13 protein-coding genes are annotated in these 12,185 nt (G+C 67.3%); 5 read left to right on the top strand and 8 right to left on the bottom strand.

What is annotated here, in order from left to right; all coding sequences use genetic code 11:
- Window positions 1-6: 6 nt before the first annotated feature.
- From ACFWUR_RS17875 to ACFWUR_RS17840, 8 genes are read right to left on the bottom strand one after another with little or no spacing between them, the layout of a single operon-like run.
- Window positions 7-945 carry an MlaD family protein gene (locus ACFWUR_RS17875; protein WP_378908199.1) on the bottom strand — a complete coding sequence of 313 codons (939 nt, stop codon included), beginning with the start codon at window positions 943-945 and terminating at the stop codon, window positions 7-9.
- A gap of 14 nt (window positions 946-959) precedes the next feature.
- Entirely contained in the window at window positions 960-2,024 is a 1,065-nt protein-coding gene (locus ACFWUR_RS17870) for an MlaD family protein (protein ID WP_378908198.1), read from the bottom strand.
- The gene (locus tag ACFWUR_RS17865) at window positions 2,021-3,124 is read right to left on the bottom strand and encodes an MlaD family protein (protein ID WP_378908197.1); all 1,104 of its coding nucleotides are present in this window, start codon (window positions 3,122-3,124) and stop codon (window positions 2,021-2,023) included. Before ACFWUR_RS17865 ends, ACFWUR_RS17870 begins: the two co-directional genes overlap by 4 nt.
- A complete protein-coding gene (locus ACFWUR_RS17860) occupies window positions 3,124-4,128 on the bottom strand; it encodes an MlaD family protein (protein ID WP_378908196.1) in 1,005 nt (334 codons plus the stop codon). The genes ACFWUR_RS17865 and ACFWUR_RS17860 overlap by 1 nt, the downstream gene beginning before the upstream one ends.
- Window positions 4,116-5,114 carry an MlaD family protein gene (locus ACFWUR_RS17855; protein WP_378908195.1) on the bottom strand — a complete coding sequence of 333 codons (999 nt, stop codon included), beginning with the start codon at window positions 5,112-5,114 and terminating at the stop codon, window positions 4,116-4,118. Before ACFWUR_RS17855 ends, ACFWUR_RS17860 begins: the two co-directional genes overlap by 13 nt.
- Window positions 5,114-6,157: a hypothetical protein gene (locus ACFWUR_RS17850; protein ID WP_378908194.1), complete on the bottom strand. Its 1,044-nt coding sequence runs from the start codon at window positions 6,155-6,157 to the stop codon at window positions 5,114-5,116. The genes ACFWUR_RS17855 and ACFWUR_RS17850 overlap by 1 nt, the downstream gene beginning before the upstream one ends.
- A gap of 4 nt (window positions 6,158-6,161) precedes the next feature.
- Window positions 6,162-7,028, bottom strand: a complete 867-nt coding sequence (locus ACFWUR_RS17845; RefSeq protein WP_378908193.1) for an ABC transporter permease — start codon at window positions 7,026-7,028, stop codon at window positions 6,162-6,164.
- Window positions 7,028-7,927 (bottom strand): MlaE family ABC transporter permease, encoded by a 900-nt coding sequence (locus tag ACFWUR_RS17840; protein WP_378908192.1) that lies wholly within the window; start codon window positions 7,925-7,927, stop codon window positions 7,028-7,030. Before ACFWUR_RS17840 ends, ACFWUR_RS17845 begins: the two co-directional genes overlap by 1 nt.
- A 231-nt stretch (window positions 7,928-8,158) precedes the next feature.
- Here ACFWUR_RS17840 and ACFWUR_RS17835 point away from each other — a divergent pair, with 231 nt between their 5' ends.
- From ACFWUR_RS17835 to ACFWUR_RS17815, 5 genes are read left to right on the top strand one after another with little or no spacing between them, the layout of a single operon-like run.
- Window positions 8,159-9,364, top strand: a complete 1,206-nt coding sequence (locus tag ACFWUR_RS17835; protein ID WP_378908191.1) for a cytochrome P450 — start codon at window positions 8,159-8,161, stop codon at window positions 9,362-9,364.
- Window positions 9,364-10,161, top strand: coding sequence for an SDR family oxidoreductase (locus ACFWUR_RS17830; RefSeq protein ID WP_378908190.1), 798 nt, complete (start codon window positions 9,364-9,366; stop codon window positions 10,159-10,161). Before ACFWUR_RS17835 ends, ACFWUR_RS17830 begins: the two co-directional genes overlap by 1 nt.
- The gene (locus ACFWUR_RS17825) at window positions 10,158-10,385 is read left to right on the top strand and encodes a ferredoxin (protein WP_378908189.1); all 228 of its coding nucleotides are present in this window, start codon (window positions 10,158-10,160) and stop codon (window positions 10,383-10,385) included. The genes ACFWUR_RS17830 and ACFWUR_RS17825 overlap by 4 nt, the downstream gene beginning before the upstream one ends.
- A complete protein-coding gene (locus ACFWUR_RS17820) occupies window positions 10,385-10,936 on the top strand; it encodes a nuclear transport factor 2 family protein (RefSeq protein ID WP_301906214.1) in 552 nt (183 codons plus the stop codon). Before ACFWUR_RS17825 ends, ACFWUR_RS17820 begins: the two co-directional genes overlap by 1 nt.
- A 5-nt stretch (window positions 10,937-10,941) precedes the next feature.
- The gene (locus ACFWUR_RS17815) at window positions 10,942-12,180 is read left to right on the top strand and encodes a hypothetical protein (protein WP_378908188.1); all 1,239 of its coding nucleotides are present in this window, start codon (window positions 10,942-10,944) and stop codon (window positions 12,178-12,180) included.
- The last annotated feature ends 5 nt before the right edge of the window (window positions 12,181-12,185 follow it).

Genomic DNA, 12,185 nt, shown 5'->3' with positions numbered 1-12,185 from the left:
GTCCGGCTATTTGACGCCGATGCGGAAATGCACTGTGCCGTCGGCGTCCACGCTCTGCAGTGCTTGGTCGATCAGGGTGCTGATGTCGATCGCGGGCGTCCGATTCACGGAATCGGTGACCACGGGGCCGAGTATCTGGCCCAGCGGGGCCATGCTGGGCCCGATCTCGTTGATCAGCGTGGTGAGGTTGTCGAGGAACGGCACCAGGCCGTCGCCGGTGAAATAGGCGCTCAGCGGACGGCTCTCGACCAGCGCCGATCCCGATTCGACGATCGCGTTCAGCGTGACGCCGAACTCGCCGAACAGCGGGCCCGCCACGCCGAGTGACGGTCCGAGCCAAGCCATGTCACCGCCGAGGGCTTGGATGTCGGCGAACAGTTGCCGAATGGCTTCGGTGCGGCTGAGCAAGGTGGCCGCGAGCAGCGTGGAGGAGCGCTGCAAGGTCTGCATCGCCGAGTCCGTTCCGGCCAGCGCGCGGTCGAAGGTGTCCACCAGGCGCGCGATCGCTTCGGGATGGATCTGGTCGAGCAACTCGACCAGCCGGGCCGACAGCGCGGTGATGGTCATCGCTGGATGAATCCGATCCGCGGCGACGACCTGGCCGTCCTCGAGATAGGGGCCCGCACCGGAGGCCGACGAGAACGCGATATAGGGCTCGCCGAGCGCCGACAACTGCTCGATCCGAACGTCGCTGGACACCGGGATGCGGTAACGGCTGTCGACCCGCAGTTGCACGAGCACCCCACCTTCCTGCTTGCGCACCGACTCGATGCGGCCCACCTGGACCCCGGCGAGCAGGACAGGCGAATTCGGCGCCAACCCGCTCGAGTTGTTCAGCCGCAGATCGGCACTGATGTAGCTGATCCGCGGATCCAGCCGCAGCACACCCAGCGACATGTACCCGACACCGAGAACCAGAACGGCCGCGATCGCGGAAAGAGACACTGCCGCACGAAGGTTCATCGCACCATGCCGATCATCCGCAGGGTCTCGACGACGCGGGCGGTGTGCTCGTCGGTGGTGATCGGGTCGGTCGACGGCCCGAGGGTGACATCGACCAGGTCGACCTTCGGGCCGTGGTCGGCGAACGGTACGAGGTCGGTATTGATCAGGTCGATCAGCGCCTTCGTGTTCGACGGCGAATCAGCGTCGAGGGGGCGGCTGCCGAGCAGCATGGGCACCAGGGCGCGGGTGGTGTCGTCCAGAGAGGACAGCAGCGGGCCCAGCCACTGCGCGCTCGGCGCGACCGGGCCCAGCGCGGTCAGCACGAAGATGACACGGATCTGCGCGTTCACCGCGGCGGTGGTGTGTTCGACGCCGTAGGGGGTGAGCAGCTCGTCGAGGATCGGCAGGTTCTGTTGCATGCCCTCCTCGACCGTGGCTTCCATGCCGTCGAGCAGGGCATCGACCGAGTGCAACCGGTCGCCGAGGTCGGTGATGTCGGCGCCGAGGATTCCCGCGAGACGGGCGGTGTCGCGCGGGTCGTCGGGGAACACGCCGTTCATCGTGCGCACGATGCTCTGGAAGTCGGTCACCGCACCGCTGCCGATGAAGGTGGACAGTCCAGCCAGGATGTCCTCGATCGGGGGCGACTGAGTGGTGTCGGCGAGCGGGATGGTCGATCCCGCCGCCAACTCGCCCGCGGTCGCGTCCACCGGTTCACTCAGCGCGATGTGGACGTCGCCGAGCGGAGTCTCCTGGCGCAGTTCGGCGGTGGTGCCCACCGACAGCCGTACCGATTGCCGGATGGCGACATCGGCGATGGCGTAGCCGGGCTCGGCCGCCCGGCCCGGGGTCGCGGCGCCGGGATCGACGAGAGTGACCCCGGTGAGCACGCCGACCCGCACGCCTGCCGCGATCACCTTGGCGCCCTGCGGAAGGTTGAGCACATCGGCGAACTCGATCCGCAGCTGATACGTCGGCCCGCCGACGCCTGCGCCCGGCACCGGCAGGTCGGCGGGCTGGAAACCGCAGCCGGTGCCGGTGAGCAGCACCGCGAGGACGAGCAGGACCCCGCGTCTCATCGCGCGCTCACCGCCCCGAGCAGCAGGGGCAGGGCAGGAATCGTCATCGCACCGCTTTCGGTCGGCCGGCACTGCTGTCCCGTGATGATCTGCACGGCCGCACAGACCTGGGCCGTGTCGTGCTGGGCGAGTGCGAGTTTCGGTGGCGCGTAGCCGATGGTCAGCGCCCCGGTGACCGGGTCGACAGCACCGGCGAAACCACTCGCGACCGCAGGCGCCATGGCGATGATGTCGGCGAGCGAGCCGACGCCCGCCGCGATCATCCGCGAAAGGTCGGGCACGGCGTCCAGGGCGCGCAGCGCGGGCGAACCGAACATCACGATCACGTCGTTGAGCTGGGGCAGCAGATCGGCGAGGGCGGCGACGATCTCGATGATCGGTGGGAACGCGATCGTGACGATGTCGTTGAAGGTCTGCGGCAGCCCGCTCACCGTGGTCTCCACCTGTGCCCATCCGCCCCTGGCCCGATGGGCCAGTTCGGTGAGTGCGTCGAGTAGTTGCCCGATGTGACCGATCGCCGCGTCGGGTGCGGCCAGCGCCCGGCTCAGCGCGACGATGATCTCGTTGATCTGATCGCCCGTCCCCGCGGTCGCGCGATCGAGGGCGTCGATTCCGGCCCCGACGGCGTTGCGCTGCGCGGGATCCCCCGCCCCGTTGAGCTGATCGGCGAGGCCGGCGAGCGCGTCGAAAGTCTGCGTCAGGCTCTTGGGTGTCAGGGTCTTGGTGATGCACTGGCTCGAATTCCAGCCCGGCCCAGCGGGTTCGGCGCCGATCAGGGCGAGCCGACGGTCGGCGATCAGGGTGTCGCTGACCGTCACCGCCCCCACATCGGGCGCCAACTTACGATCAGCGCGTACGACGAAGTCGACGCGCGCCGACCCGCCGTCGATGTTGATCTCGGTGACGCGCCCGACCTGTATCCCCATGACGGTGACCGCGCTGCCCTCGTAGAGCCCGATGCTGTCGGGCATCTGCGCGCAGTAGCCGCGCATGGGCGGATTCGGTGTGCTCAACCGCAGACCGAGCGCACCGGCCATGACCACCGTGAGCACGACCGCGGCCGACATCAATCCACGCGACCCCAGGGCCTGTTTCCACATCAACACCCACCTCCGGGCAGCGGCACACACACGGCGGGCAGCTGAACGGTCGCGCTGGACTGATCGATGCTCACACCGCCGCCCGCGGGCATCAGCGGCAACAGCCGTTGCCCCAGTGCGCGCACGGAATCGAGCAGGGTGCCCAAGCGCGCGCCCAGTTCTTCGAGTGCGGGGATGGCATCGGCGAGTGGTTGGGCGCGCTGCTTGATCGTCGCGTCCCACGCTCGCCCGAGCGGGGTGAGATCTTGCAGAATCACTGCCAGGTCACGCAGTGATTCGGCGACCTGCACCTTGTTGGTCTGAATGATCTGTTCGAGCGTGCCGAGAGTGATGATCAGGTCCGCCAGCACATCGGCGTTGGCGTTGAGTGCGGTCAGGTATTCGTCGGCGATGGACAGCGCACGGGAGATGTCGGCGTTCTGCTCGTCCAGGATCGCGACCACGTCGCCTGCGGCACGCACAGCCGACCGGACAGCCTCCGGGCTCTTGTCGATCGCGGTGGACAGCGCGGCGAGGTCGCGCCGGAAGATGCTGCCGTCGATCCGGCGGACCGGCTCCACCGCGTCCTGGAACGCCTTGGTCAGGTTGTAGGGCACGATGACTCGCTCGGCGGGGATCACCGCATCGCCGAGCGGTGTCGTTCCGGCGGGCAGGACGGCCACGTAGTACCCGCCGACGAAGGTCAGCATCCGGATGTCGAGAGTGCTCTGATCACCGACGAACGCGTCGTCGGCGACGGTGAACTCCATCCTGACCCGATCGGGCAGCAGGCTCAGCGCGGTCACCTTCCCGACGGGTATTCCCGCGAGCCGCACATCGTCGCCGACGCGGACCGAGCCCGCCTGGGTCATCTCGGCGGCGTAGGTTCGCTCGGCGGTCGTGCCGGTGACATATACCGCGCCGATCGCGACGAGCAACAGCACGGCCGCGCACATTCCCGCTATCCCCCACCGCAACTCACCCGCCCTCGGGTCGGTGGCGCGTCGGCGCGTTATCGGTGACACAGCACGATCCCCTGTCCGGCGATGAGCACTTGCAGCGGTTCGGGTGCCGTGGCGTCCCCGTGCGAGCAGGTGAGGTCGGGTCCGGTCGGCGGAATCGCCTGTGTCATCGCCTGGATGAGACCGGGCAAGCTCTCGAACGCGGCGACCGCCTCGTAGGGGTCGGGGAACGCCCGACGTAGCGCTACATCGAAGTCCCCGCCGGGTTCGCCGGTGACCCCGAAGACGGTGAGCATGCTCCGCAGTGGTTGCAGTACCCCGGGTATGCCGTTGGCGAAGTCGACGAGGCCGGGCAGTTTCTCGGTGATGGTGATGAACAGGTTGGTCAGATTGGTCAGCAGGGTCATCGCATTGCCCGACTTTCCGCCGAGATGATCGGCCACCTGGGCGAGGTTGGCCGCCAAGGTCGACAGCACCGCCTGCCGGTCGGAGGCATAGCGGCTGAGCTTGTCGATGGCGCCCAGCGCCTGCCCGAGACCCGTTCCGTCGCCCTGGACCACGGCGAGGATGCTGGTCGCGAATTGGTTGAGATCATCGGGCGAGAGTTCGGCCAGCACCGGCTGCAAGCCTTTGAACAGCCGGGTGATGTCGAAGTCGGGGATCGTTTCGTCGGTGCCGAAGACCGAGGCCGGATCGCGTCGAGCACCGGGCTGATCGGGATGTTCGACGTCCAGATACCGGAAGCCGGTGAGGTTCTGGTAGCGGATGGCGATCGTGGTGTCGGTGAACAGCGCCCGATCCCTGGAGACGGTGAAGCGCACCCGAGCGAGCGAACCGTCGAGTTCGACCGCGCGCACCTTGCCGACCTGGACGCCGTAGAGACGCACGTCGTCACCGTCGCGCAGGCCGTTCGCGTCGGTGAACAGTGCTGTGTAGGTGTCTGTTTCGCCGTCGACGGGGCGTTCGATGACGCGCAGGACGCCGACCAGCACCAAACCCATCAGCAGGATCGCCGCGGCCACCCGGATCAGCAGGGCACGTGTCGTCATCAGCGGCCACCCCCGAGCATCGAGGCCAGCGGTACCGCCAGGCCCGGCACCACATCCAGCTCGACCGCGGCGCGCAGTACCGGGCCGTCGGGGGTGTCGTGAAATGCGGTGTCGAGTCGGGCGAGGAGTTCGCTCAGCTGGTGGGCCGAGCGCTCCGGTGTGCTGACCGACGCGGCAAGTCGGTCGAGAACGACGCTGATCATGGGCAGGATTCCACCGAAATACACCTGGGAGGTGCTGAGCAGTTGGGTGACCGTCGGCAGCAATTGGTATTGGATGCCTTCGAACATCTGGCCGAATCGTTGGAGCTGGTCGGGTACCGCCAGGTACTTGTTCGTGTACTCCGCGTGCAGCAGCGTCAGCCCACCGGTGAGCATCGGCGGCAGACCGGTCAGTGCCGAACCGAACTGTTCGAACAGCATCGACGGGGGCAGCTGCCTGGTCTCGGCATAGGAGCGGGCGGTCGTGCCGATGGCCTGCATCAGTGGTGTGAAGGCGGTGAGGTCACGCGAGAGCGTGCTGAGCAGTTCGACCAGTTTCGGGGTGAGCACCTCGTCGGTGAGCTGTCCCGTCGATTTCAGCAGGGCCGAGAGCGTGGCGTCGTGCACTCGATCGGCTTCGCGTTCGGTGAGATCGACGGTCGAGCCGTCGACCAGCACGGTACCGCCTGCCACCGAATGCAGCTCGATGGCGCTGATGCCGAAGAGGTTGCCCGGCGCGTAGTCGACCGAGAGCGCGTCGGTCAGACCGAACAATTGAGACCCGCTCAGCGTCAGCGCGATTCGCTGCTTGCTGCGGCCGGCGAAGTCGATCGTGGCGACCGAGCCGACCTGCACGCCGTCGAGCCGGACGTCGGTCCCCTCCCCGACGCCCGCACCGACTTCGCCGACCAGCAGCACCACCTGGATCTGGTCCGCGGGCTCGCTGTCGGGCACCACCCGCCAGACCAGCACCCCGAGCAGGGCGAGGACGACCGCGAGCACGCCGAGGACGCGAGCACGCAGCGGCCCGACCTCGGTTCCCGGCAGAGCATAGGCAGGCATGGCATCACCCGGTGAACGTGACGGGGGATTGGAATCCCCAGAGCAGGATGGTGGCGACCATGTCGAGCGCGATGATCGCGACCAGGCTCGCCCGAATGGCGCGCCCGGACCCGATGCCGACGCCTTCGGGGCCGCCCGTGGCGAAATAGCCCTGATAGCAATGGATCAGCACGACGGCGATGGCGAAGATCATCACCTTGACGGTCGCGGCGAAGACGTCCCACCCGACCACGAACTGATCGAAGTAGTGGTCGTAGGTTCCGCTCGGCGTTCCGTGGATGGTCGTCACGATCAGGGCACAGGAGGCGTAGCTCAGGATCAGCGCGACCACGAAAGCCGGTGCCACGGCGAAGATTCCGGCGATGACACGGGTGGTGACGACGAACGGCACCGACCGGATGCCGAGGGATTCGAGTGCGTCGATCTCCTCGGAGATGCGCATGGAACCGATCTCCGCGGTCATCCGGCACCCGGCCTGAGCCGCGAACCCGATCCCGGCCGCGATCGGGGCAAGCTCACGGGTCACACCGAAAGCCGAGATGAGACCGCTGAGCTGACCCAGCGACAACAAGTTCAGCGCGCTGAACGCCTCGATGCCGATCGACGCGCCCATGGCCGCGCCGAGCAACAGCATCAGGGGCACCACGCCGCCGCCGATGATCACCGATCCGCGACCCCAGGTCATGTCGGTGACCATGGTGATCGTCTGTCGCCGGTAGCGCATCAGCGTGTAGGGCACCGACGAGAGCACCTGCCAGACGAAGCCGATCACGAAGCCGATCGACTCGATCGGGCCGAGCGGGCGAATGCCGCGACGCCGGAGCCGACCCACCCACCGCAGGCCGACGGGATAGTAGGGAGCGGCGCCCATCAGGCCATCCTCACCGGGAAGAACATGGTGACCACCTGGGTGATCACGGTGTTCAGCACAACGGCCGCGGCGATCGACATCACCACGGCCGCGTTGACCCCGTCGGCGACGCCGCGCGGCCCGCCCTTGGCCTCCAATCCGCGCTGACAGGCGATGACCACGACGAGGAAACCGAAGATCAGCGCCTTGACCAGCGAGACCCACACGTTGATCGAGGTGGTGAAGGCACCGAAGGACTGCCAGTAGCTGCCCGGGGTGACGTTCAACGCCGACACCGCGACCAAGAACCCGGAGCTGATGCCGATGAAGATGATCAAGATGTTGAGCAGCGGCGCGACCAGCATCATGGCCGCGATGCGCGGCACGACCAGCCGCTGCACCGGGTCGATGCCCATCACCCGGAGCGCGTCGACCTCTTCGCGGATGGTCCTGGCCCCCAGGTCGGCGGCGATGGCGGCGGCGCCCGCACCACCGAGCAGCATCGCGGTGGCCATCGGCGCGCCCTGTTTGATCACGCCGAGTCCGCCCGCGGCGCCGATCATCGAATCGGCGCCGAGTTCGGACACGATATTGCCGACTTGCGCGGAAACGATGACACCGAACGGAATGGCCATCAAAATGCTCGGCACCGCGGTGACCCTGATCAGAAACCAAGCCTGCGCGAGAGTTTCGTGCACTTGGAAGCGACCACGAATGGCGTCGTTGGTGCCGATGTAGATCGCCGCGGCGCCCATACGCAATGCGCGCCCGAGCGTCGCCACGCTCGAAAGAACAGTGTCGGAGAAGTTCCGGCGAATTATCCGCCCGGCGCCGACCTGTTCCTCGTCCAGCACGTCCGGGTCACTCGTGCCCGTCGCACCACCGTAAGCCGGTGCAACTTCGCCGTCTCCCCGTGCCATGCCGGTGACCGTACCATATGATTTGGACCACATTCCAGACAGTGGTCCAGATTTCTACAGGCCCCGATCTCGGCGCTCATCGCCCGGTCAGGCCGTCTCCGAGTCGAGAAACCGTTGTGCCGAACTTGCGTCGGTGGTACCGTCCAGACACATGTCCAGCTACGTGTCTCCCTCGGGGTTGTCGACCCCCACCTACGCAGGGGACGATCTATCGAAACCGGGGTATTCGCGATGACCAGCGCCACTGTGGAACCCGTGACTTTCGACCCGTACGACTACGGATTCCATGAGGACCCGTATCCGACTTACCACCGTTTGCGTACCGAGGCCCCGCTTTACCACAATCCCGATCTCGATTTCTGGGCGCTTTCCCGGCATTCCGATGTAATCGCGGCATTCCGGGACAGCAATCGGCTCTCGAGTGCTAATGGCGTGTCCCTCGATCCGGCTGCCTGGGGCCCGCACGCCCATCGGGTGATGTCGTTTCTGGCGATGGACGACCCCCGGCATATGCGGATGCGCAGGCTGGTCTTCAAGGGATTCACCCCGAAGCGTGTCGCCGAGATGGAAGTACGCATCCGGGAGATCACGCTCGAGCATCTCGAGCCCGCGCTCGCGCGCGGCAGCTTCGACTGGATCGACGAGGTCGCGGGCAAGCTGCCGATGGACGTCATCTCCGAACTGATGGGTGTCCCCGAGCCCGATCGCGCCGAGATCCGACGGTTGGCAGATCTCGTGGTGCACCGCGAGGAGGGCATCCTCGATGTGCCCGCCGACGCGATCGATGCCTCGATTCGACTGTTCGGCTACTACGCCGACATGGTCGCGCAGCGCCGCGCCGAGCCCGCCGACGATCTCACCTCGGCGCTGTTGGATGCCGAGATCGACGACGACACCCTCACCGACGAGGAGATCATCGGCTTCATGTTCCTGATGGTTGTCGCCGGAAACGAGACCACCACAAAGCTTTTGGGCAATGCGCTCTACTGGGCGGGCGCCAACCCGGCCGAGTACGCCAAGGTCGTCGCCGAGCCGGCGCTGGTCAGCGACTGGGTGGAGGAGACGCTGCGCTACGACACCTCGAGCCAGATCGTGGCTCGCACCGCCGCGGTCGATCTCGAGTATCACGGCGGCACCATTCCGGCGGGCGCGAAGGTGTTGCTGCTGATCGGCTCCGCCAACCGCGATCCGGCGGCCTTCGACGACGGCGACAGCTACGTCATCGATCGCCACAGCAGCTCCGCGCTGGCCAGCTTCGGCGCGGGCGTGCACTTCTGCCTCGGCGCGCACCTGGCCCGGCTCGAGGCCACCATCGTGCTCGGCGAATTCGCCTCGCGGGTGGCGGCTTTCGACGTCGCCGCCGAGGGCATCGTGCGAGTGCACTCCACGAACGTCCGTGGCTTCGCCAAACTCCCCATCACAGTAGAGGTCAGCTAGTGCCCCGATTCGAACCCCATCCCGAACGCAGGCCCGTCCTGGTCGCCGGTGCCTCCTCCGGCATCGGTGCCGCGACCGCGGTCACACTGGCAGAACTCGGCCATCCGGTGACGCTGGGCGCGCGCCGGGTCGAGCTGTGCGAGGAGATCGCCGACAAGATCCGCGCGGGCGGCGGCACGGCGTACGCGCACCGTCTCGACGTCACCGACGCCGCCTCCGTCGACGAGTTCGTGACGGCCGCCGAGCGCACGCTCGGCCCGACCGAGATCCTCGTCTCCGGCGCGGGCGATATCGAATTCTCACTGGTGAGCGACATGGACCCGGAGCGATTCCTGTTCCAGGTGCAGGTCCATCTGGTCGGCGCGCAACGCCTGATCCACCGGGTACTGCCAGGGATGACGGCGCGCCGACGCGGCGATGTGGTCGTGATCAGCTCCGACTGCGCCGACAACCCGAGGCCACGGACCGGCGCCTACAGCGCGGCGAAGAACGGTCTCGAGGCGATGGTCGGCCAGTTGCGCATGGAACTGGAGGGCAGCGGGATTCGCGCCTCACTGGTGCGCCCCGGCCCCACCCTGACCGGGATGGGCATGGACTCCACCCCCGAGGTCGTCGGGCCGGTGCTGCAGGACTGGCGCGACTGGGGCCTTGCCCGCCACCCCTACATGCTGCGGCCCCAACACCTCGCCGACGCCGTCGCGACCGTTGTCTGCGTCCCCCGTGGCGCCCACATGGTGCTGGTCGAGGTGCAGCCGGAGGCGCCGCTGCGGTCGGCGCCGGAGGACGGTGCGCCATGAGAGTCGTGGTCGACCTGGACCTGTGTCAGGGACACGGGGTCTGCCAGGACGAAGCGCCGGCGGTCTTCACCGTGCCCAAGCGCGGCCTCGTCCAGATCACCGACGCCACCCCGGGCGATGCGCAACGCCAGGCCGTCGAGGCCGCGATCCGCTACTGCCCCACCCGAGCTCTGTCGATCGCCGACGATGGCGATTCCGACTCCACTGCGAAAGGCACAGACTGATGGCAAGTTTCGAGCGGGCCGAACTCGACGAGATGGTTCGGCGTTGGGTCGTGGAAAACCAGCGGTGCGAGGAGAAGGGTGACTGGAAGCCCCTCGCCGAGATGTACACGGTGGACGCGACCTACGGCTGGAACTACGGTCCCAAGCAGGAGTTCATGTCCGTCGGCCGCGACGAGATCCGCGACTACGCCCTCGGCCAGGAGATGCTCGGCCTCGAGGGCTGGACCTATCCCTACCAGGAATTCGTCATCGACGAGCGCAGCGGCACCGTCATCGGCTTCTGGAAGCAGATCAACGAGGGCAAGCGCGCCGACGGTCGCCATTACTCCCCCGAGGGCATCGGCGGCAGCTGGTTCCGCTACGGCGGCGACTTCCAATGGTCGTGGCAGCGGGACTTCTTCGACTTCGGCAACGTCTCGGCGATGTTCCTCGACATGATCACCGACAACGCGCTCTCGCCGGGCATGCACAAGCGCATCGAACGCTCGGTCTCGCGTGACCCGCTGCCCGGCTGGTACCGCATCGGCGAATCGCCCGCTTCCCTGTGGTGACCCCGATGAGCAGGTACGCGGAGTTGTCGAGGGACCAACTGGCCGCACTGGTCCCCGAGCTGCTGCTGTGCGGTCACCTCATCGACCGGTCCGGGATGGCACACACCATCGCCGCCTTCGGCCGCGAGGGGATGACGGCGGTCGCGATCGAGGAGTGGCAACTGGCCAGTCCCATCTACACCCGCCGGATGCAGCGCGCCCTGCGCTTCACCGGCGACAGCGTCGAAACCATCTTCAAGGGGCTACAACTCGACATCGGCGCGCCACCGCAGTTCATGGACTTCCGGTTTCGGGTCGACGACCACGATCACGGCGAGTTCTGGCTCGATCACTGCGGGGCGCTGGCCGATGTGGAACCGATGGGCGAGGAGTTCGTGGTGGCGATGTGCCACGACATCGAGGACCCCACCTTCGACGCGACAGCGCTGGCCACCAATCCGCACGCCCAGGTGCGACCGATCCACCGCCCACCCCGCGCGCCCGCCGACCGGACCCCGGTGTGCGCCTGGACGGTCGTCATCGATCCCGCGCACGTCCCGCCCGAGATCCCCCGCAACGCCGCGCTGCTGGCGAACTCCGTGGCCGCAGGACTCGAGTTGGCCGAGATCGACCCGGGCGAGGAAGGCATGGCCGACTACACCGGGCCGTTGCTCAGCGATCTGCGGTTCGCCGATTTCTCCCGGGCCGCGCTGCGGCGGATGGCCGACGAGATCTGCCTGCAACAGCACCTGCTGACGCTCGGATTCATGGTCGCCATCAACGAACGCGCCGATGCGACGACCGCCCTCGGGATCGGGCGTAAGCAGTTCGCCGGCATCGCCGGACTCACCTCCGAGCGCATCCGTGACTGCCTGAAGCTCGGCCGTGATCCGCACGCTCTCGCCACGGTCCTGCGCCTACATCCGGCGCTGAACCCGCTGAGCTACACCAGTATCGACATCTCGGTCGCGGCATCGGTGGTGCGCCTGCGCTTTCCGCACAGCAGCGGAGCGCGGACCGACGGTGCGTGGCCTTCGATGCTGACGCCCGAGGACCTTCGCCCCCTCGAAGCGCTTGTGCGCGGGGTCGACCCGCGGTTCGTCGCCCGAGTCGCAGGCACCGACCAGCACGGCTGGACCGTCGAGATCGACCTGGGCGAGAAGCCGTTCCGTGAAGCATCCGAGGTGGCGGTGACCCGTTTCAGTACCGGTGCGGGCTTCGCCTTCACCGACCGGGGAAAGCCCCTGCCGCTCACCGTCGTGTGAGAGAT

The sequence above is a fragment of the Nocardia sp. NPDC058633 genome (assembly GCF_042717045.1).
In the GTDB taxonomy this organism is placed as follows: Bacteria; Actinomycetota; Actinomycetes; order Mycobacteriales; family Mycobacteriaceae; genus Nocardia.
Note: the sequence above shows the minus strand (reverse complement) of the source record. Positions and strands in the feature narration are given on the sequence as shown.